Source organism: Exiguobacterium sp. s131 (genome assembly GCF_018617345.1).
Classification (GTDB): Bacteria; Bacillota; Bacilli; order Exiguobacteriales; family Exiguobacteriaceae; genus Exiguobacterium; species Exiguobacterium profundum.
Genome location: NZ_JACSJX010000001.1, coordinates 1580103 through 1602186, shown reverse-complemented (window position 1 = coordinate 1602186; position 22084 = coordinate 1580103). Strand labels below are relative to the sequence as shown.

Here is a 22084-nt window from a genome sequence, read left to right as displayed (position 1 = left end):
TGTCCGGGTTGGGCATATAAAAGACATTAGACCTATACTTTGTCTATAGTCTGGACCCGCCATCACGATGGCGGGTCTTCATGTTCACGATTGTTTCAATGACTTCATCAATTGCTCATCCGGAGTCACGTAGACGGTCTGTTGATCTGTATAGATGACAAATCCCGGTTTCGCACCGCTCGGTTTTTTCACGAAACGGGCGCGTGTGTAATCGACAGGCACGCCACTTGATGCGCGTGCTTTCGAGAAGTAGGCGGCGACTGATGCGGCTTCTAGTAATGTCGTCTCGTCTGGTTCCGTCGAGCGGATAATCACGTGAGACCCAGGAATATCTTTGACATGAAGCCAAATCTCATCACGTCGTGCGAACTTGAACGTCAGATGGTCGTTTTGCGTATTGTTCTTCCCGACAAAGAATTCTGTTCCGGTCGAGGACGTGTACGCTTCAAGCGAAATTTTCGGATTTGCTTTTTTCTTTTGACGTTTTTGACGGATGTAGCCTTCTTCTGCAAGCTCCTCGCGAATCTCAAGAAGATCGGACGGGGAAGCGACGTCGAGTTGGGCGATGAGCGTCTCTAAATATTCGATTTCTGCATCGTTCAAATCCATCTGTTTCTTCACTTCGACTTTGGCTACTTTTAGTTTGTTGTATTTCTTATAGTATTGCTGCGCATTCTCATTCGGTGTTTTGAGTGGGTCGAGCGGAATGGAGAGGATTGCACCGTTCTCGTCATAATAATCGACGACTTCGGCGACGCGCATCCCTTTCTCGAGTTGGAATAAATAAGTCGTCAACAACTCGCCGTATTTTTGTAACTCATCTGCCCGTTCTGTCGCTTTCAAATCATCCAAAAGGCGGCGGCGTTTTAATTGATTCTTTTCGAGTTCTGATTTCAAGAGCCGTTCCACATCGTGTGCTTGTTGTCTCACACGGTCACGGTTCGCTTTTTCATAGTAGAAACGGTCGAGCACTTCTTTACTCGATTCATACGTTTCCTCGGATTCGATGTCCCCGGCTGTCAACGCGATCGGAGCGAACCGTTCTTTGCCGTTCGCAAGTTGTTGGAAAACGTAGGGTCCATCGAGTTGACGAAGAACGTTCTCAAACGCTTGTTGTAAGGAGTCGCGATTCGGCGTTTTTGCGAGATGAACAACTTCCTGTGCGATTTGCGGACTGACGCCGGCGAACGTGGCGACAATCTGTTTATCGAGCTTGCCGGCGTTCCAATCGATTCGTTTCAATCCTTCTGTCATCTCCGTCAATGGGTCGAACTTGTGTTGTTCCGGCGGAAGGAGATAGTCACTACCCGGCATGATGGTCCGATACGTGTTTTGGGAAGGCGGGAGATGCTTGATGGCATCTAATATTTTGCCTTCTTCTGTCGTCAAGACGATGTTCGAGTGGCGTCCCATCAATTCGATGTATACTTTCTTCAATTCTTCATCGCCGAGCTCGTTACGAGAGCGGACCGAAATGACGATGACACGGTCTCGGCCGATTTGTTCGACCGCCGTGATGAATCCACCTTCCACATGTTTGCGAAGCATCATGCAAAACATCGGCGGTTCTTGCGGGTTTTTTATCGGTGTATCCGTCAATTGAAGACGGGCATACATCGCGTTTGCTGATATCAAAAGTTGCGCGTTCTGACGATTCGAGCGAATTTGAAGCATCAAATCGAGCGAATACGGTTGATGTACCTTGTTGATTCGCCCTCCGACGAGCGATTGTAATTCTTGTACGACACGATATGTCATTAATCCATCATAAGCCAATGATCTCATCACCTTTGTTCATTTTCTGTCTCTACGTTATCAGAAAAACAGAAAATATGGTACGATGGAGTAGGAAATCCGAACTTCTTCTTGCCGGGACAATTGATTGACTGCTATTATAATTAAATGTGATGTTAGAAGATGGAGGGCTTGCAGTGAATTTTAAAGAACGGGGATTATTAATCGTTTTGTCTGGACCGAGCGGTGTCGGAAAAGGGACCGTTTGCCGTGCTCTTCGCGAGGAAGAGGACAACAACCTTCAATATTCGGTGTCGGCGACGACCCGAAAACCACGTGAAGGGGAAGTTGAAGGGGTGCATTACTTCTTCAAATCGAGAGAAGAGTTCGAACGGATGATCGAACAAAAAGAACTGCTTGAACATGCCGAATTTGTCGGTAACTATTACGGGACGCCTGTAGAGTGGGTGCGTGAAACGCTCGAAAGCGGCCAAGATGTCATTCTTGAAATTGAGGTGCAAGGGGCGTTCCAAGTGAAGGAACTTCTCCCAGAAGCCGTCTTTTTATTCTTGGCACCACCAAGTCTTCAAGAACTTCGCAATCGTCTCATCGGACGAGGCACGGAGTCAGAAGAAGTCATTAAGCAACGCCTGCTCGTCGCGCGTGAAGAAATCGAGTTGATGGACGCCTACGACTATGTCGTCACGAACGACGAGGTCGACAAAGCCATCGATCGAATTAAAGCGATCGTGACAGCCGAGCATTGTAAACGTGAACGTGTTGCGTCACTCTATAAAAAAGCCATGATGGAGGTCATTTAATGTTATACCCTTCGATTGATGCCTTACAACGTACTATCCCGTCAAAATACACGATCGTTACGGTCGCTGCAAAACGGGCGCGTCAGATTCAAGATGGAAAAGCACCGAAAGTCGCCGAGCCAAAATCATATAAGCCGGTCGGTCAAGCGTTAGAAGAACTATTTTCGGGTGATACGACAATCATCGTGAACGAAAAAAACAACGGATGAAGTGTGACCCAAGTCGTTTGCGACTTGGGTCTCATTGTCTATAAGGGGGAGTTTGGGAATGGTGAAGGATCGTACTATTTTGTTATGTGTGAGTGGTGGCATCGCCGCCTACAAGGCGTGTGCGCTCACATCGAAATTAGTTCAAGCCGGAGCGAATGTTCGCGTCGCGATGACGAAATCGGCGGAACAATTCGTAGGTCAGGCGACCTTCCAGGCGCTCAGTCGCAACCCGGTCTATACGGACGTGTTCGAAGAGCATGACCCGACAAAGATTGCTCATATCGACGTCGTCGACTCGAGCGATTTGATTGTCGTGGCCCCGGCGACGGCAAATACGATCGCAAAATTGGCGAACGGGATTGCGGATGACTTCATGACAACATCCATTTTGGCTGCGAAGTGCCCGGTCATCATCTCACCGGCGATGAATGTGAACATGCTCGAACATCCTGCCACACAGCGGAACATCGAGACGCTAAAATCATACGGCTATCAGTTGATTGAACCCGGTGTCGGCAACTTGGCTTGCGGATGGATTGGCGGGGGACGTCTGCCTGAACCGGAAGACTTAGTTCGCATCATCGAGAGCCAATTCGTCCCGAAACTATATCTTGGAAAAGATGTCTTGATCACGGCTGGCCCGACTGTCGAACGCATCGATCCCGTCCGTTACTTATCCAATGATTCGTCAGGGAAAATGGGCGTCGCACTCGCTGAGGTGGCTCGGGACATGGGTGCCCGTGTCACGCTCGTCCACGGGCCGCTCCAAGTTCCTGTCCCGGAAGGCGTGACAGCGGTTCCCGTCAAGTCAAGTGAGGAGATGCTGCGCGAAGTGACAAGCCGTTTTGAGAATTCAGACCTCGTCGTGAAATCAGCGGCAGTTGCGGATTATCGTCCAAAAACGATTCATTCGGAAAAACATAAAAAAGTCCACGGTCCACTTACGATTGAACTTGAAGAAACGACAGACATTTTAAAATCACTCGGTGAGAAGAAGACCCATCAAGTGTTGGTCGGGTTTGCTGCTGAGACGGAACGACTCGAGGAGCACGCGGCAGCTAAGCTGAAGCGAAAAAACGTCGATTACCTTGTGGCGAACGATGTGTCTGGCAGTGACGTCGGATTCGGGGCGGACGACAATGAAGTCGTCTTGTTCCAAGCTGACGGGACGTCACTTAGACTTCCAAAACAATCGAAGAAAGCGTTGGCGTTCGAGTTGCTCACACATTTTAAGGAAGCGGTCCAATGATTGCACATGTACATGTCGATGCACCGGTGATCACGATTGACCGTCCGTTTGATTATGAAGTACCTGAACAATTTGAAGCTTTGATTGAACCGGGCATGCGCGTCTCCGTCCCATTCGGCTCACGACGTCTCCTCGGAATCGTTGTTGGTACGTCAGATGGGACGAGGGAAGGATTGAAACCGTTAGAAGCGCTGTTAGATGAGGAATCTTCACTCACTGACGAACTGCTCGCTTTATCCATCCATGTGAAAGAGACGACACTTTGCTTTCGTTCATCCGCCCTGCTTGCGATGCTTCCGGCCGCGCTCAAGGTCAGTTATGACAAAGAAATCAAAGAAGGACAAGTCCCTGATGGGGTCCGTCTCGGAACGCATTTATCGGAGTATCCGAAAGAAGTTCAGTCAGTCATTCTTGGACTCGCTAAAAAAGGGGAGCTGATCTTAGCGCCCGTCTTAAAAGAAAAGAAGACTGTTAAGACCGACGTCGTCGTCGAGCTCCTCGATGCAACGGTCGTGCCAAAACGTGCGAAAAAGCAACTTGAAGCGGTCAACCTACTAAAGGAGACCCCACGCATGTATTGGTCGGCACTACGTCAAATTGGTCTGACTCGCCCACAACTGCAAAAACTTGCCGACCTCGGAGCGGTTCGATTGACCGAGGTCGAGTTGAACCGTGACCCGTACGCGACGATCGAGCAAGTCGAGGAATCGGTTCAATTGAACGACAGTCAGGCAAGTGCCGTCTTGGCCATACAGGAGGCTGAAGCAGGTGAGACGTTACTCGTCCACGGTGTGACGGGGAGTGGGAAGACCGAAGTCTATTTAGAATCAATCGGACAAGTCATCGATGAAGGCAAGCAGGCCATCTTACTCGTTCCTGAAATCAGTTTGACCCCGATGATGGTCAAACGCTTCAAGCGTCGTTTCGGCGATCGGGTCGCCGTGTTGCACAGTGCTCTGTCTAAAGGTGAGAAGTACGACGAGTGGCGTAAGATTAAACGGAATGAAGTCGACGTCGTCGTCGGTGCCCGTTCTGCCATCTTTGCCCCGCTCGACCGACTCGGTCTGATCATCTTAGATGAAGAGCACGAGACGACGTACAAGCAAGAAGAGAACCCGCGCTATCATGCGCGCGATGTTGCCATCTGGCGGGCTCGTTATCACGGTTGTCCTGTCGTGTTAGGCAGTGCGACCCCGTCACTTGAATCGTATGCCCGGGCACAAAAAGGCGTCTATCGCTATTTGCATTTGAAAGAACGGTATGGCGGTGAGATGCCACCGGTCCATATCATTGACATGCGCCGAGAGTTGGCGAAGGGCAATACGACGATGTTCTCGGAAGAATTGTTCCAAGGGATTCTCGACCGGATCGAGAAAAAAGAGCAGTGCGTCATTTTATTGAACCGTCGTGGATTCACGACGTTCGTCATGTGCCGGGACTGCGGGGAAGGCATGACATGTCCGCATTGTGCCGTCAATTTGACATATCATCAATATGGAGATCGGTTGAAGTGTCACTACTGCGGTTACGAGGTCGGTATGCCTTCGACGTGTCCATCCTGCAATAGTAAGAAAATCAAACAGTTCGGGTCGGGCACACAAAAAATCGAGACGGAACTGTTGAACCGGATTCCAGAAGCGCGCATCATCCGAATGGACCAGGATACGACGTCTCGAAAAGGTTCACATGAGCAGTTGTTGCGTCGTTTCGAAGAAGGGGAGGCCGACATCTTACTTGGCACGCAGATGATTGCCAAGGGGCTCGACTTCCCAAACGTCACCCTCGTCGGGGTACTCGCGGCGGATGCGACACTCGGGATGCCTGACTTTCGGGCGACCGAACGCACCTTCCAACTTGTCACGCAAGTGGCAGGAAGAGCCGGGCGCGGAAAACTTCCGGGTGAGGCGTTCGTCCAAACGTATAACCCGGACCATTATGTGATCGAGACTGCGAGTGAACATGATTATGAGACATTTTTCGCCAAAGAGATGGGACTCAGACAAGTCGGAAATCATCCTCCTTACTGGTTTTTAACGCTCGTCACGTTTTCGGCGGAAAATCCCCTTGTCGCCAAGGCCGAGGCAGAATTGTTCGCATCAGACTTTTTACAAGCACACGTGGAGAATAGTCGCTTGAATGGACCGATGCCGGCACCGTTATCGAAATTGAAGAACGCCTATCGTTATCAAGTATTCATTAAAACGAAACAACCCGATACGCTTTACGCCGAGCTGGCACGATTACAGCAAGCGAGAGCCAAAGCAATCAGCAAGAAAGAATATCAAATGAGTATCGATGTGAACCCATACGTATTCATGTGAGGTGGAGAGACATGTATAAAGTAGTAGAAGTACCTAATGACATTTTGCGCGTAACGTGCGAACCGGTGACAAAGTTTGATAAAAAATTGCGTCAGACTGTCGACCGATTGTTTGATACGATGTATGAGTATGACGGAGTTGGTGTCGCGGCACCGCAAGTCAATTTGAACCAGCGGCTCGCGGTCGTCCATACCGATGATGAGACGGGACCGCTCGTCTTGATCAACCCAGAAATCATTGAAACATCCGGTCGAGAAGTTGGACTAGAGGGATGTTTGAGCATCCCAGGCGAATTCGGATTCGTGGAACGACACGAGTCGATCGTCGTCAAGAATCAAGATTTGAAAGGGCGGACACATACGATTCAAGCGAGCGGCTTTTTCGCTCGTGCGATTCAACATGAGATGGATCATTTGGATGGCGTCTTGTTCACAGACAAGCTCGCCGTCCCGAACCCTGGAAAAGACAAACGCATCGTCTTCATGGGGACACCGACGTTCGCCGTATCGGTACTTGAGCGACTGCTTGAAGAAGGATACAATGTCGTAGGTGTCGTATCGCAACCGGATAAACCGGTCGGGCGAAAACGTGAACTTAAGCCGACTCCAGTAAAAGAGTGTGCGCTTCGTCACGGTATTCCCGTGTTGCAGCCTGAAAAAGTGCGCACAGACTATGCAGAAATTTTAGAGCTGAAGCCTGATTTGATTGTGACGGCGGCGTACGGACAAATCGTGCCGACCGCCTTACTAGAAGCCCCGCCTCACGGAGCCATCAACGTACATGCCTCCCTCCTTCCGAAATATCGCGGAGGTGCCCCGATCCATCAAGCCATTCTTGATGGGGAGTCGGAGACAGGTGTGACGATCATGTACATGGTCGACAAGTTAGATGCAGGGGACATGATTGCCAATACCATCGTACCTATTGAAGAGACGGATACAGTCGGGTCTTTATTTGATAAACTGGCTGTAGCAGGAAGCGATCTTCTGATCCGTACGCTTCCGGCCTTCTTGGAAGGGTGGATTGAGGCGGTGCCTCAAGACGAGCGAGACGTGACGTTTGCTCCGAACATCAGCCGTGAGCGTGAACAGATAGATTGGACGAAGCATGGCGAGTCCATCTACAACCATATTCGAGGAATGAATCCATTCCCGACGGCCTATACAACGCTTGAAGGCGAACGAGTGAAATTGTTCATGGGAGAAAAAACGACAGGAACGGGACAGTCGGGAGAAGTCATTCGTCTGGAAGAAGACGGATTTGTCGTGGCGACAGGGAACGACGTCGCAATCAAAGTGACCGATTTGCAACCCGCAGGTAAGAAACGGATGGATGGTGCAACTTTCATGCGAGGCGCCGGACAAAAGCTACGGATTGGCGACCGATTAGGAGGAACTCATGAACGTACGTGAAGCAGCGCTTGATACGCTGATGAAAATTGAACAAGGCGGCGCGTATTCGACGATTGCCGTCAATGATACATTGAAACAAAAAAAAGTTGCCCTAAAAGATGTCGGTCTCTATACCGAACTCGTATATGGGACGCTCAGTCGCAAAGGGACGCTCGATTATATTTTGAAAGACCGCATCCGTTCGCCGAAGAAGCTAGACAAGTTTGTCCTCCCGCTTCTTCGGATGAGCGTTTATCAACTCTTCTATCTTGATAAAGTACCCGACCGGGCCGTCCTACACGAGGCGGTCGAAATCGCGAAAAAACGAGGTCATCACCTCGGAACGAGCAAATTCGTAAACGGGGTGTTACGAAATGTGCTTCGGGAAGGGTTTCCGGACTTTAGTGGCTTGACCGATGCAGAACGAATCGCCATCGAGCACAGTCATCCGGAATGGCTCGTATCAGATTGGATTGAGTTATATGGTGTGGAAACGGCAGAAGCGATTTGCCGATTAAACAATGAACCTGCTCCTGTTACGATTCGGGTCAACCGAAAGCGTATTTCAGTGGATGAGATGATGAACCGGTTGGCTGACGCTGGCGTCATGACGTCACGTTCTGAACTATCTGCTGATGGACTTGTCGTAGAGTCTGGCAATGTTCATGCGACCCCGTTTATCGAGGAAGGTCTTCTATCGATTCAAGATGAGAGCTCCATGATTGTCGCGGATGCACTCAACGTGTCGAAAGACGATGTCATCCTAGACGCATGTGCCGCGCCAGGCGGCAAGGCGATGCATACGGCAGAGCGAATGCAAGGTGGATCGCTCACCGCGCTTGACCTTCATCCACATAAAGCAAAATTGATTGATCAACAAGCCAAACGTCTACACATCAATGGAGTGACCGCACTTGCCCTTGATGCTCGTTTAGCAGGTGAACGGTTTGAAGAAGAAAGCTTTGACCGGATTCTTTTAGATGTCCCTTGTTCGGGCCTTGGCGTCATTCGTCGAAAGCCGGATATTAAATGGACGAAGGACAAAACTCAACTCGAAAACTTACCAAAGATACAAAGACAAATCATTGATGCCGTATTGCCACTGCTCAAACCAGGTGGTACGCTAGTTTACTCGACATGTACAATCGACCCGTCTGAAAATGAGACGCAGGCTGACTACATGTTGTCGAAAGGGTTGATGTGGGACGAAACGCTCAAAGGTCGTCTCCCACAATCTGTTCGTCCGATGATGGAATCGGACCGTGCTGAACTAAAATTATTACCGACGACATTCGGGACCGACGGCTTCTATATCGCCGCATTTAAGAAAGAGGTATAAAACATGAATCCAAAAGCAGTAGAAAAGAATCCACTCGTAGGCGCAAAACCGTCACTCTATTCGTTGACGTTTCCAGAACTTGAGGCATGGGTGATCGAGGCAGGAGAAAAGGCATTCCGTGCGAAACAATTATATGATTGGATGTATGTCAAACGGGTCACGACTTTTGATGATATGACCAACGTTCCGAAAGCGCTTCGCGACAAATTAGAGGCATCGTTCCAATTGACGACGTTAAAAGAATTGGTCAAGCAGGAATCCCAAGACGGTACAATCAAGTTCTTGTTTGAACTTCAGGACGGGTACTCAATTGAAACGGTACTCATGCGTCACGAATACGGAAACTCGATTTGTGTCACGACACAAGTCGGTTGCCGGATCGGATGTACGTTCTGTGCCTCGACACTCGGCGGCTTGAAACGAAACTTAGAAGCCGGGGAAATCACAGCTCAAGTGCTCGACGTACAACGTGCATTAGACGCGACAGGAGAGCGCGTCGACTCTATCGTCGTCATGGGAATCGGCGAACCGTTCGATAACTACGATGAGTTAATGCGTTTCTTACGTACTGTCAACCATGACAATGGACTCAACATCGGAGCACGACACATCACGGTATCGACGAGTGGGATTGTTCCGAAGATTTACAAGTTTGCCGATGAAGGTATGCGAATCAACTTCGCCATTTCACTTCACGCACCGACGACGGAATTGCGTACCAAGCTCATGCCGATCAACCGTGCCTTTGACTTGGACAAGTTGATGGATGCGGTCCGTTATTACACAGAGAAGAGCGGACGTCGTATCACGTTTGAATATGGACTCTTTGGTGGTGTCAACGACACGGAAGAATATGCCCATCTCTTGGCAGACCTGTTAAAAGGAATCAAATGTCACGTCAACTTGATTCCCGTCAACCATGTACTCGAACGTGACTATGTACGGACACCGCGAGCTCAAATCTTTGCCTTCGAAAAAGTGCTCAAAGACCGCAATGTGAACGTGACAATCCGTCGCGAGCAAGGGTCGGACATCGATGCCGCTTGTGGACAGCTTCGAGCGAAGGAGCGCGAACAAGAAACGAGGTAATCAGAAAGATGGAATTAGCATTTCGAACAGATCGTGGACAAGTACGCACACAAAATGAAGATGCAGTTTTAATCTTAGGTGATGCCATAACCGGGATTGCCCTGGTTGCAGACGGAATGGGTGGGCATGCAGCGGGAGAGGTTGCGAGTCAAATCGTGATTGAAGAATTTAGACGGGCGTTCCCGTCTCTCCCGACAACTCCTGTCGAAATCGAACGATGGTTCCGCCACCACATCGATTTGGCGAACGATCAAGTGTTGCAATTTGCGAAGCAGTCCAATCTTGTCATGATGGGAACGACTGTGGCAGCTGTTTGTTGGAATGAAGAGACGGTGGTCATCGTCCATATCGGAGATAGTCGCGTCTATGCGCTCCAGGCGAATGAGTTAAGACGTCTTACGGAGGACCATTCTTACGTCAATGTGCTCAAACAACTCGGTGAATTGACGGAAGAAGAGATGCGGGTTCATCCGAAACGAAATGTCATCACCCGTGCAATCGGTTCAAGCGAACAAGTCGAACCTGACGTGCAAGTGCTCGCTGACCCTGAGTTTGATGTGATTTTAATTTGTACGGATGGATTGACGACACACATGACCGATGTGGCGATTCAACACGTATTACAACAAACGGCATCCGCCGAACAAAAAGCGGAGCAACTCATTGCAGAAGCCAATCAATTGGGAGGGAGCGACAATATTACGGTCGCCCTCGTTCAATTCACAGATAGAAAGAGAGGATGAATCCGATGCGAAGCGGAGAACGAATCAACGATCGTTATCGGATCGAACAACAAATCGGCAGCGGAGGCATGGCAAATGTCTACCGGGCTCATGACGAGATCTTAAACCGAACCGTCGCCATCAAGGTGTTGCGATCTGAATTCTCACATAACGAACAATTTATACGTCGGTTCGAGCGAGAAGCCCATGCGGCTACGAGTCTGAACCATCCAAACATCGTGGCGATCTATGACGTCGGCGATGAAGAAGATTTGTACTATATCGTCATGGAACACGTCGATGGGGTGACGTTAAAACAATACTTGCAAGAGGAATACATATCTGTCGATGAAGCGATACGCATCATGGGACAGATTTGTGATGCGATTGACCATGCCCATGCGAATCGAATCATTCACCGTGATATCAAGCCGCAGAACATGATGATTGATCAGCACGGTAACGTGAAGGTGACTGATTTTGGGATTGCCGTGGCGATGTCGAATGCGACGTTGACGCATACGATGTCTGTGCTGGGCTCGGTCCATTATTTCTCACCTGAGCAAGCACGCGGTAAATTTGCTGATGAAAAGTCAGATATTTATTCGCTCGGTGCCGTACTGTACGAATTGTTGACAGGTCGTGTCCCGTTCATTGGCGAGACACCGGTCGCCGTTGCGCTTCAACATTTGCAAGATGACCCGATTCGACCGATGGACTTGAATCCGAATATTCCACAGGCACTCGAAAACTGCGTCATGCAAGCATTGTCGAAGTCACCAGGTGCCCGTCATGTTTCGGTCGCAGCCTTTAAGAAAGACTGCATGACGGCATTAAGCCGTGAACGCGCCAATGAGCCGAGACGTATTCCGGCCAGTCAGGATGAGTTCGATCAAACGCTCGTCATGACACCGGTCATACCTGAAGAAAAACCAGAGACGCCAGTAACACCGACTCCGGTCACAGCGTCTAGTGAGCAAGAACCTGAAGCGGTGACTCCAGTAAAAAAGAAGAAACGCAAATGGTGGATTTGGATTTTACTCGTGTTGATCCTGATTGGAGGGAGCATTGCGGCATACGTGGTCGCCGATGAAATGTCACGAGCCGTCGTTCCGGATGTCGTTGGAATGAGTATCGGAGATGCCACTTCTGAACTTGAGAATGCCGATTTCGTCGTCGAAGTGACGGAGCGGGCGAGCGATGACGTCGAAGAAGGTGAGGTCATTTCGCAAAACCCACAACAAGGGCGTAAACCAAAAAGAGGCACGACGGTGACCATCGTCGTTTCGGCCGGGAAAGAAACCGTCGAAATGCCGAATGTGGAGGGATTGTCCCAAACAGCAGCTGAACGCATGTTAAAAGATCTGGCATTCAGTGACCTTGAAATCAAAACAGAAGCTTCGGAAACAGTCGCTAGCGGAGATGTGATTTCGCAATCCCTCGACCCAGGCGAGGAAGTCGTTCCTTCAGAAGTGACGGTGACGCTCGTCGTGTCGACAGGAAGCAACAAAGTCGAACTGTCGAATCTCGCGGGATATACGTTTGACGAGGCATCGACTTATGCCGATCAAAACAAGTTAAAAATCGTGAGACGGGATGAGTTTTCGACAAGTGTTCCTAAAGGTCAAATCATCCGTCAACTTCCAACGGCGGGTACGGCAGTCGATCCGGGAACGGAACTTACGGTCATCGTATCGGAAGGGGTTGAACCGACGGACGTCTCCATCGAACGTGAAGTGAGCGTCGAAGTCGAACAACCGGAAAAAGACAAGAAACCGAAAGCCGTGGAGGTCGTGATTCGTACGGTCGATGCGCGTGGTGAAATTGAAGTGTTACGGGATAAAATCACAGAGACGACAACATACTCGTATACGCTCGTCATTGCTCCGGACGAAGTCGGGACCGCAACGATTGAAGTCGATGGTGAGATCGTCCGAACGGATTCAGTCACATATGCACAGGCCAAAGAGGCACAATAAAGAGGTGACGGTGTCGTCACCTCTTTTTTAAGGGAGGTAGTCATATTGAAAGGAACGATTATTCGTTTACAAGGCGGGTTTTATGATGTGATGACCGAGTCGAATCAAGAGATTCGGTGTCGGGCGAGAGGAAATTTTCGGAAACGAAACATCTCACCTGTCGTCGGCGATGACGTTGTCATTCAAGATCAAGAAGATGGGACAGGCTATATTTTAGAGGTGGAGGAACGTCAAAACCATCTCGTCCGCCCACCAATCGCCAACATCGATCAGGCATTTCTACTTTTTTCTGTGAAAGAACCGGCGTTTTCTTATCATTTGCTTGACCGATTCCTCGTATTGATCGAATCCAAACAGATTCATCCAATCATCGTGTTAACGAAGATGGACCTACTCAGTGAAGAAGAGACCGGACCGATTCAAGAAGCGGTCGCCCGCTATCGTGCCATCGGATATGACGTGATTGAAACGTCGACGGAGCTTTCGGATGGGGTCGATCAAGTACGGGGACTCTTCAAAGAGAAGACGAGCGTGTTTGCCGGTCAAACAGGTGTAGGGAAGAGTTCGCTTTTAAACGCAGTCGCGCCTGAACTCGAATTGGCCACAGGGAAAATTTCCAAATCACTCGGTCGTGGGAAACATACGACGCGTCACGTCACGCTCATTCAATTGGCCGACGGGCTTGTGGCGGATACGCCAGGATTTTCTAGTCTCGAGTTTCCTCAAGAACTCGAGGCGGATGAACTAAGATGGTGCTTCCCAGAATTTGTGGAACGTCACGACGATTGCAAGTTCCGGGGATGCGTCCATATCAATGAACCGGGCTGTGCCATTAAACAAGCCGTAGAAGATGGCAAAATTGCTTCAACTCGTTATGAGAATTATGTTACCTTTATGGAGGAGTTAAACGATCGTAAACGGAGGTATTGACAGATGATTAAAATCGCACCATCAATTTTAGCAGCCGACTTTGCCAATTTGGAGACTGAAGTGAAAGCCGTTCAAGATGCGGGGGCGGATTATATCCATTTTGACGTGATGGATGGGCAGTTCGTGCCGAATATCTCGATTGGGCTACCAGTCCTCGCAAGCTTGCGCAAAAAATCAGACATGGTTCTCGATGTGCATTTGATGATTGATCAACCGGAACGCTATGTCGAAGATTTCATCAAGGCGGGGGCAGACATTGTGACTGTTCACGTGGAAGCAACGAACCATTTACATCGAGTCTTGCAGCAAATCAAAGCGGCAGGGGCGAAATGTGGGGTCGTCTTGAACCCGCACACACCGCTCTCTACGATTGAACATATCCTTCAAGATGTCGATATGGTATTGCTCATGACCGTCAATCCAGGGTTTGGTGGACAAGCGTTCATTGAATCCGTCGTACCGAAAATCTCGGCGCTCAGTCAGCTTCGCAAAGACCGTCAGCTCGATTTTGAAATTGAGATTGATGGTGGTGTCAACGAAGAGACGGCGAAACGTTGCATTGATGCAGGGGCAGATGTCCTAGTTGCCGGTTCGGCCATTTACAATCAACCGGATTATAAAGCAGCCATCGATAGCATTCGTGGCGCATCTCGTGTATAATCGACGGTATAACAACAAGATAGAGTCGCAAGGGGTGTCACATGATGTGGCTGAGAGGCATACGCTAACCCTTTGAACCTGTTCCGTTCACACGGACGTAGGGATGTGGCGAAAATGCACGTTGCGAATCCAAGCAGCATGGCGTTTACGTCATGCTGCTTTTTGTCGTTCACACAATAAAGGAGGAAGAAAGATGAAATCACGTTTTAAATTACAAGCACTCATCGAAATTTCATTGTTCGCAGCGCTTGGGCTAGTTTTTGATTTACTCATCCCATACCGATTGCCAGAAGGGGGATCAATCAGTCTGGCGATGCTCCCGATCTTTGTGATGGCGTTTCGTCACGGATTGAAAGGGGGACTTGCGACTGGTGCGCTCGTCGGGACGCTTCAACTCTTGTTCGGAGCCTATATCTTTACGCCAGTTCAGTTCTTGCTCGATTATACGGTCGCGTACGGACTTGTCGGCGTGGCCGGCGTCTTTGCCGGACGTGTGAAACAGGCCGCTGGTCAAGGCGCGACGAAGACGCTCGCTACCTATTTAGTGCTCGGCGCATTGATCGGGTCGGCGTTGCGTTATGCTGCTCACGTCATCTCAGGGATTGTCTTTTTCGCTGAGTATGCGAAGGGTCCGGTCGTGGCTTATTCACTTGGCTATAACGCAACGTATATGGTTCCGTCGTTTGTCATCTCAGCCATCGTATTAGTCTTACTCTTCACGACAGCTCCGCGATTCACGCGTGTTGCGACACGGGACATTCGTCAATGAATATCTTAATCGTCGCGGCGAGTCCGGAACCTATTCCGGACTTACCGCGTGATGCCGATTTTATCATCGGCGTCGATGGTGGATATCAAAGATTATTAGATGAAGGAATCGTACCAGACGTCGTCGTCGGAGACTTTGATTCGTTTGTCGGACCACCTCCTAAGGAGGCGCTACGTTACCCTTCTGAAAAGGATGTGACCGACCTCGAGATTGCGCTTCAGTTGGCGATCGATCGGGGGGCGACCCAGATGGATGTGTACGGGGCACTCGGGGGACGAGTTGATATGACGTTCGCGAACGTCGGTCTACTCGAATCGTATCCGGGGATGGTTCTTCATGGGACGGGTCAAACGGTTTTTCTCGCTCGGCCAGGAAGTTATGAGATTAAAAAACTAGATGAACATTACTTGTCTTTCATGCCTTGGAAAACCGCTACGATTTCAATTGAGGGGGTCAAATATCCACTCGAGCGTCATCCGGTCCATAGCGCGCAAGCGTTGACCATTTCAAATGAATGGAGCGAAGAGCTTGCCTTGTTGACGGTTCATGAAGGAATGGCCCTCGTTATGCTCGTCAAAAAATAAGCAAAAAAAATCCCATCGGCGAATGCCGCTGGGATTTATTCGTTCGTGTATAAGTATTATACGCGTTCAACGAGACCTGATTTAAGTGCGCGAGCTGAAACCCAAACGCGTTTCGGTTTACCGTCAACGAGAATACGAACTTTTTGTACGTTTACACCCCAAGTACGTTTTGTCTTGTTGAGTGCGTGCGAACGGTTGTTACCTGATTTAGGTGATTTACCTGTTACGTAGCATTTACGTGCCATGCGTTTCCCCTCCTTTTTTATGTGGGTTCGTCCTAATAGACACTCGTTTATATTAGCACGGCTTTTTTCCCGATGCAACTAGAAAATCATACCATGACAAGAAAAAAACTTGACATTACTCTCAAGGATTTGAATAATGAATGAGGTTATCGCGTTAATTGACCGAGATTCTGGAGCAGGTTCTTTTAATAACTAGGTACTTATTGTAGAATGTACATTAGGAATCATTCCGAATAAAGGAGGCTACTCCATATGGCAATTGAAATGAAGACAACATATGGCAATATTGACATCACAAGTGACGTCATCGCGACACTCGCAGGTGGTGCGGCGATGGAATGCTTCGGTGTGGTCGGCATGGCTTCACAGGCACAATTGAAAGACGGCATTGCTGAATTGTTAAAACGTGAAAATTACGCGCGTGGTGTCGTCGTACGTCAAGAGGATGAGGACGTACATATCGACATGCACATCATTGTAAGCTATGGGACGAAAGTATCTGAAGTCGCATACAACGTGCAAAGCCGAGTGAAATATACGCTCGGAGAAACTTTAGGATTAAACGTTTCGTCGGTAAATATATTCGTTCAAGGCGTTCGTCTGACGAATGACTGACGAAAACGGAGGAGGATTTGGTGTGGGTTTAAATCGTTTAGATGGCGTGGCGCTCTCAAACATGATCGCAAACGGAGCGGCCAACTTGAGCCAAAACGCAGATTATGTAGATTCGCTTAACGTCTTCCCGGTTCCAGACGGAGACACGGGAACGAACATGAACTTGACGATGACGTCAGGTGCGAAAGAAGTAGCAGCCATGAACTCATCTGATATCGCAGAGGTATCATCAAAGTTCGCTCGTGGACTCCTGATGGGAGCACGTGGAAACTCAGGCGTTATTTTAAGCCAATTGTTCCGCGGCTTCGGGAAAGCCGTTGAAGGTAAGACGGAACTCACGACAGTTGATTTTGCAGAAGCGCTCAAACGCGGTGTCGACACGGCATACAAGGCGGTTATGAAACCGGTTGAAGGAACGATTTTAACGGTTGCTCGTGAAGCGGCTGATGAAGCGCTCCTTGCGTCTGAGTCGACAAGTGATTTCACAGAGTTCATGAAACGTGTCATCGTCGAAGCAAAAGCTTCGTTAGACCGTACACCGGACTTGTTACCGGTGTTAAAAGAAGTCGGGGTCGTCGACTCAGGTGGTCAAGGACTTCTCGTCATTTACGAAGGATTCCTTGCGAGCCTTGAAGGAAAAGAACTCGAAAAACCACATACTCCGGTGATGGATGCATTGATTGAAGCAGAACACCATGCGCATGCGGCGCAAGGATTCATGTCAACAGAAGATATCGAATTCGGTTACTGTACGGAAATCATGGTCCGTTTCCAAGAGGACAAGTTGAAAGATGCACCGTTCAACGAAGATGCATTCCGAAACGAGTTGTCTGAACTCGGGGACTCTCTTCTTGTCGTCGCGGACGAGGAGCTCTTGAAAGTCCACGTTCACGTCGAGACGCCAGGTGAGGTCATCACGAAAGGTCAGCGCTTCGGTGAACTTGTCGCAGTCAAAATTGAGAACATGCGTCAACAACACTCGACGATTCTTGAAGAAGAACACGGTGCCAACCAACACGGTGTTCAACAAGCCGAGAAGCCGAAAGCACCATTTGCCATCGTAACGGTCGCAATGGGTGAAGGCGTCAGCGAACTGTTCCGTTCACTCGGGGCGGCCCACGTCATCGAAGGTGGTCAGACGATGAACCCGTCGACGGAAGATATCGTCAAGGCGATTGAATCGGCACATGCGGAACACGTCTTCATCTTCCCGAACAACTCCAACATCATCATGGCGGCTGAACAAGCGGCGTCTGTCGCACCGTGCGGCGTGTCGGTCATTCCGACGAAGACCGTCCCACAAGGTCTTGCGGCAGCCATCGCATTCAATCCTGAAGCGGATGTCGAGATGAATGAACAAGCGATGAAAGCGGCAGCGGCGACAGTGAAGTCCGGTCAAGTGACGTACGCTGTTCGTGATACGAGCATCGATGGCGTTGAAATCAAAAAAGATGAGCACATGGCGATTGCTGAGAAGAAAATCGTTTCTTCGTCTCCATCGAGTTTAGAAGCGGCTAAACGATTAGTCGATGCGCTCATCGACGCAGACGACGAAATCGTCACGATCTTAACAGGAGAAGGCTCTTCTGCATCGGACGTAGAAGCGTTGACGTCATATATCGAATCGGTGAACGACGAGATTGAAATTGAAGTTCACGACGGTAAACAACCGCTTTACTCTTATATTTTTAGTGTGGAATAAGCTGTTTCGAATCCCTACCTTCTGTATAATGAAGGTAGGGATTTTTGAAAGGGGGAAAAATTGATGAAATATCGTAGTGTGTTTGACATTATTGGCCCGGTCATGGTCGGACCGTCGAGTTCGCATACAGCAGGTGCTGCCCGCATCGGCTTGATGGCTGGTAAGTTGTTCGGGAGAACGCCGCGTACCGCGCACATCACATTTTATGGGTCGTTTGCTGACACGTATCGGGGACACGGTACGGATGTGGCCATCGTCGGTGGAATCATGGGATTCGATACATTCGATCTGAGAATCCCACAAGCGTTAGACATCGCCCGTGAAAAAGGGATCGAGGTCATTTTTGAGACGAGTGATCTGTTGACGGATCACCCGAATACGGCCCGGGTCTTACTCGAAGATGAATTGGGCACATTTGAGATTGTCGGGATCTCAATCGGCGGGGGAACGATTGAAATTACCGAACTGAACGGATTCCCGTTGAAACTGACAGGTGGGGGGCCTGCACTCGTCGTCTTGCACCATGATCGATTCGGGGCCATCGCGGCTGTGACCGGTGTGTTGGCGAATCACCAATTAAACATTGGTCATATGGAAGTGAGCCGCCATGAAAAAGGGATGCAGGCGTTGATGGCGATTGAGATTGATGAGACCATTCCTGCGGAAGTGTTAGCAGAGCTGGAACGGTTACCGCAAATCGAACGGATAGCTATTTTTGGGGAATGAGGAGAATGTGTGATGTTTAAATCAGTAGAGGAATTAGTGACGATTGCAACAGAACGGAACATCCCGATTTCTGAAGTGATGATTGAGCAAGAGATGCACGTCAGACGCGCCAGTCGCGAGGACATCATCGGGATGATGGACCGAAATCTTGAGGTGATGGAAGAAGCGGTCGAACGTGCACTCCAAGGTGTCACGTCGGTTACGGGATTGACGGGGAATGATGCCGTACTCATGCAAGAGTATATTCGTTCGGGCAAGTCGCTCGCTGGGGATCTCATTTTAGATGCGGTGTCGAAAGCGATCGGGACGAACGAAGTGAACGCGGCGATGGGACGAATCTGTGCGACACCGACAGCGGGGAGCGCGGGCGTCGTACCGGGAACATTGTTTGCGGTAAAAGATCGCCTTGAAATGGACCGCGACGCGATGATCCGTTACTTGTTCACGTCAGGTGCGTTCGGATTCGTCGTGGCGAACAACGCCTCGATTTCAGGGGCGGCTGGTGGATGTCAGGCCGAGGTCGGGTCGGCAACGGGCATGGCAGCCGCGGCCATCGTTGAAGCAGCTGGCGGGACACCGGACCAGTCGGCTACGGCATTTGCGATAGCCTTAAAAAATATGCTCGGTCTCGTCTGTGATCCTGTGGCGGGGCTGGTGGAAGTTCCATGCGTCAAGCGAAACGCCATGGGCGGTGCCAACGCTATTGTCGCAGCAGATATGGCGCTCGCGGGGATCACCTCACGTATTCCTTGTGACGAGGTCATCTCGGCGATGCATGAAGTGGGCCAAATGATGCCGACGGCCTTAAAAGAAACCGCTAAAGGTGGACTTGCCAATACACCGACGGCTCGTCGCCTCGAACGAAATATATTTGGAGCGAAAGAAGATGCAAAACAATGATCAACTGACGACGCTGAAAGGGGTCGGGCCAGAGATGGCCAAAAAGTTAGAAGTGATGGGACTTGTTCGAATCGAGGACGTGCTTGAGCACGTCCCGTTTCGTTATGAGAATTATAATAGTGGGACGGTGACGACGGCTGTGCACGGCGACCTCGTCAAATGGAGCGGGACAGTCCAAGGCGAACCGCTCGTTCGTTACTATAGTAAAGGGAAAAATCGTCTCCAGTTCCGGTTGTTACTCGAAGACCGATACGCCGTCCAAGTGACGATGTTCAACCGTGCCTTCTATAAAGAAAAATTGGTGATTGGGGAGACGGTGACGGTCAAAGGGAAATGGGACATGAACCGGATGACGATCAGCGCGACCGACCTTGAATTTGGTACCCCGTCAGGCGGACTGCAACCGATTTATTCATTGCGTGCCGGACTGACACAAAAGAATTTCAGTAGAATCGTTAAACTCGCTTTTGAACAGGTGAACGATCTGCCGGAACAGGTCCCGCATACTATTCGCGACCGCTATCGATTAGTTGACCGGATGACGATGCTTCGTGGGATGCATTTTCCAGATACAGTGGAGACCTATAAACAGGCGAGACGAAGCTATGTTTATGAAGAGTGTCTCATGTATCAGTTGAAATTACAGGCGTTTCGGAAAATGGAGCGGTCAGGAAACGGTCGGGCCCTTCACCTCGATAAGCATCAATTGAATGAATTCGTCAAACGGCTCGCATTCCCATTAACCGGAGCCCAGACAAGGGTCATCCGTGAAATCGTATCTGACCTTGAAAGACCAGAACGGATGAACCGATTGTTACAAGGGGATGTCGGGAGCGGGAAGACCGTCGTTGCCGCGATTGCCTTGTATGCGACTGTGACGGCCGGGTATCAAGGGGCTTTGATGGTGCCAACAGAAATCCTTGCCGAACAACATGCGACATCGTTACAGGAATTATTTGAACCGTTTGGCATCACGATCGCCCTCCTGACGAGCTCGGTGAAAGGGAAGGCGCGTGAAGCCCTACTGACGGCAATCCGATCGGGTGACGTCGACATCATCGTCGGGACGCACGCGCTCATCCAAGGACCGGTCGAATTTTCGAATTTACATTTGGCGATCACAGATGAACAACATCGATTCGGTGTCGAACAACGGAAGAAACTTCGCGATAAAGCTGAATTCGCGGACGTCTTATATATGACCGCGACGCCGATTCCGAGGACGCTTGCCATCAGTGCGTTCGGAGAGATGGATGTTTCCACGATCGATGAGATGCCAAAAGGACGAAAGCCGATTGAAACGTATTGGGCGAAACACGACCAGATCGATCGTGTGTATGCAATGGTCGATCGGGAACTTGCACTCGGCCGTCAAGCGTATGTGATTGCACCTCTCATCGAGGAGTCGGATACACTAGAAGTGGAGAGTGCGACGGCACTGTATGAGCTGTTGAAAGAACGCTTCTCGAACTATGGTGTTGGTCTGATGCATGGGAAGCTATCGAGTACAGAAAAAGACGAGGTCATGAAATCATTCGCCGACAACGCGACACAGATTCTCGTCTCCACAACGGTCGTCGAGGTCGGGGTGAACGTTCCAAACGCTTCACTCATCATCATCCATGACGCTGAGCGTTTCGGTCTCGCGCAATTACACCAGTTGCGTGGCCGTGTCGGTCGTGGTGCCCATCAATCGTTCTGTATCCTCGTCGGGGACCCAAAGTCAGATGTCGGGAAAGTTCGACTGAAAACGATGACGGAGACGAACGATGGGTTCGTATTGGCGGAGAAAGATTTAGAGTTACGTGGGGCTGGTGATTTCTTCGGGACCGCACAGAGTGGTCTCCCTAGTTTCCGGGTCGCCGATCCCGTTCTCGATTTGAAAGTGATGGAAGTGGCCATGCAAGATGCCGTGAAACTTCTTGGGAGCGACGCCTTTTGGCATGACGCTCAATATGAAGGGTTACGTGGTTATTTGAAACAACTCGACCTTCTCGTTGGGGAAAGGTTAGAATAGTACTTGAAAATGACGACTAAAGAATATATACTGCTATTAGTACCAGGTATTAAGTTCTTTAGCGATTAGTTTAGGAGGGAAC

The 22084-nt window shown here is 49.7% G+C and carries 20 protein-coding genes and 1 riboswitch; of the genes, 18 read left to right on the top strand and 2 right to left on the bottom strand.

Features of this window, described 5'->3' with window-relative positions; translation table 11 throughout:
- Positions 1 to 84: 84 nt before the first annotated feature.
- Positions 85 to 1776, bottom strand: coding sequence for an Rqc2 family fibronectin-binding protein (locus tag KNO69_RS08305; RefSeq protein WP_214817333.1), 1692 nt, complete (start codon positions 1774 to 1776; stop codon positions 85 to 87).
- A 131-nt stretch (positions 1777 to 1907) separates the two neighbouring features.
- Between KNO69_RS08305 and gmk the strand changes: the two genes are divergently transcribed.
- The 13 genes from gmk (at position 1908) to KNO69_RS08240 (ending at position 15797) form a co-directional block, all read left to right on the top strand.
- Positions 1908 to 2555 carry a guanylate kinase gene (gene gmk / locus KNO69_RS08300; RefSeq protein WP_031421596.1) on the top strand — a complete coding sequence of 216 codons (648 nt, stop codon included), beginning with the start codon at positions 1908 to 1910 and terminating at the stop codon, positions 2553 to 2555.
- On the top strand, positions 2555 to 2764 hold the full coding sequence (gene rpoZ / locus KNO69_RS08295) for a DNA-directed RNA polymerase subunit omega (RefSeq protein ID WP_015881337.1): 210 nt from the start codon (positions 2555 to 2557) through the stop codon (positions 2762 to 2764). Before gmk ends, rpoZ begins: the two co-directional genes overlap by 1 nt.
- Positions 2765 to 2822: 58 nt before the next feature.
- Positions 2823 to 4013, top strand: a complete 1191-nt coding sequence (coaBC, locus tag KNO69_RS08290; RefSeq protein ID WP_214817330.1) for a bifunctional phosphopantothenoylcysteine decarboxylase/phosphopantothenate--cysteine ligase CoaBC — start codon at positions 2823 to 2825, stop codon at positions 4011 to 4013.
- Complete coding sequence (priA, locus tag KNO69_RS08285) at positions 4010 to 6334, top strand: primosomal protein N' (protein WP_214817328.1); 2325 nt, start codon at positions 4010 to 4012, stop codon at positions 6332 to 6334. Before coaBC ends, priA begins: the two co-directional genes overlap by 4 nt.
- Before the next feature lie 11 nt (positions 6335 to 6345).
- Positions 6346 to 7746, top strand: coding sequence for a methionyl-tRNA formyltransferase (gene fmt / locus KNO69_RS08280; RefSeq protein WP_214817326.1), 1401 nt, complete (start codon positions 6346 to 6348; stop codon positions 7744 to 7746).
- Complete coding sequence (rsmB, locus tag KNO69_RS08275) at positions 7733 to 9064, top strand: 16S rRNA (cytosine(967)-C(5))-methyltransferase RsmB (RefSeq protein ID WP_214817324.1); 1332 nt, start codon at positions 7733 to 7735, stop codon at positions 9062 to 9064. Before fmt ends, rsmB begins: the two co-directional genes overlap by 14 nt.
- 3 nt (positions 9065 to 9067) lie before the next feature.
- Entirely contained in the window at positions 9068 to 10153 is a 1086-nt protein-coding gene (gene rlmN, locus KNO69_RS08270) for a dual-specificity RNA methyltransferase RlmN (protein WP_015881342.1), read from the top strand.
- Between the two features lie 8 nt (positions 10154 to 10161).
- A complete protein-coding gene (locus tag KNO69_RS08265; RefSeq protein WP_074037291.1) occupies positions 10162 to 10896 on the top strand; it encodes a Stp1/IreP family PP2C-type Ser/Thr phosphatase in 735 nt (244 codons plus the stop codon).
- A 5-nt stretch (positions 10897 to 10901) separates the two neighbouring features.
- The gene (gene pknB / locus KNO69_RS08260) at positions 10902 to 12854 is read left to right on the top strand and encodes a Stk1 family PASTA domain-containing Ser/Thr kinase (RefSeq protein WP_214817322.1); all 1953 of its coding nucleotides are present in this window, start codon (positions 10902 to 10904) and stop codon (positions 12852 to 12854) included.
- Positions 12855 to 12896: 42 nt separating this feature from the next.
- Positions 12897 to 13784, top strand: coding sequence for a ribosome small subunit-dependent GTPase A (gene rsgA / locus KNO69_RS08255; RefSeq protein ID WP_047795432.1), 888 nt, complete (start codon positions 12897 to 12899; stop codon positions 13782 to 13784).
- 3 nt (positions 13785 to 13787) lie between these two features.
- A complete protein-coding gene (gene rpe / locus KNO69_RS08250; protein ID WP_214817320.1) occupies positions 13788 to 14444 on the top strand; it encodes a ribulose-phosphate 3-epimerase in 657 nt (218 codons plus the stop codon).
- A 20-nt stretch (positions 14445 to 14464) separates the two neighbouring features.
- Positions 14465 to 14565: riboswitch (TPP riboswitch) on the top strand.
- 72 nt (positions 14566 to 14637) lie between these two features.
- Positions 14638 to 15213, top strand: a complete 576-nt coding sequence (gene thiT / locus KNO69_RS08245) for an energy-coupled thiamine transporter ThiT (RefSeq protein WP_078146676.1) — start codon at positions 14638 to 14640, stop codon at positions 15211 to 15213.
- Positions 15210 to 15797, top strand: a complete 588-nt coding sequence (locus tag KNO69_RS08240; RefSeq protein ID WP_214817318.1) for a thiamine diphosphokinase — start codon at positions 15210 to 15212, stop codon at positions 15795 to 15797. Before thiT ends, KNO69_RS08240 begins: the two co-directional genes overlap by 4 nt.
- A gap of 56 nt (positions 15798 to 15853) precedes the next feature.
- Here the strand turns inward: KNO69_RS08240 and rpmB are convergent, their stop codons facing one another.
- Complete coding sequence (rpmB, locus tag KNO69_RS08235) at positions 15854 to 16042, bottom strand: 50S ribosomal protein L28 (RefSeq protein WP_015881349.1); 189 nt, start codon at positions 16040 to 16042, stop codon at positions 15854 to 15856.
- Between the two features lie 252 nt (positions 16043 to 16294).
- Between rpmB and KNO69_RS08230 the strand changes: the two genes are divergently transcribed.
- The 5 genes from KNO69_RS08230 (at position 16295) to recG (ending at position 22002) form a co-directional block, all read left to right on the top strand.
- Positions 16295 to 16657: an Asp23/Gls24 family envelope stress response protein gene (locus KNO69_RS08230; protein ID WP_015881350.1), complete on the top strand. Its 363-nt coding sequence runs from the start codon at positions 16295 to 16297 to the stop codon at positions 16655 to 16657.
- 22 nt (positions 16658 to 16679) lie between these two features.
- Positions 16680 to 18359, top strand: a complete 1680-nt coding sequence (locus tag KNO69_RS08225; protein ID WP_201302241.1) for a DAK2 domain-containing protein — start codon at positions 16680 to 16682, stop codon at positions 18357 to 18359.
- A gap of 63 nt (positions 18360 to 18422) precedes the next feature.
- Positions 18423 to 19085, top strand: a complete 663-nt coding sequence (sdaAB, locus tag KNO69_RS08220) for an L-serine ammonia-lyase, iron-sulfur-dependent subunit beta (RefSeq protein ID WP_078146679.1) — start codon at positions 18423 to 18425, stop codon at positions 19083 to 19085.
- Between the two features lie 12 nt (positions 19086 to 19097).
- Complete coding sequence (sdaAA, locus tag KNO69_RS08215; protein ID WP_074037281.1) at positions 19098 to 19985, top strand: L-serine ammonia-lyase, iron-sulfur-dependent, subunit alpha; 888 nt, start codon at positions 19098 to 19100, stop codon at positions 19983 to 19985.
- A complete protein-coding gene (gene recG, locus KNO69_RS08210; protein ID WP_214817314.1) occupies positions 19972 to 22002 on the top strand; it encodes an ATP-dependent DNA helicase RecG in 2031 nt (676 codons plus the stop codon). The genes sdaAA and recG overlap by 14 nt, the downstream gene beginning before the upstream one ends.
- Positions 22003 to 22084: the final 82 nt, after the last annotated feature.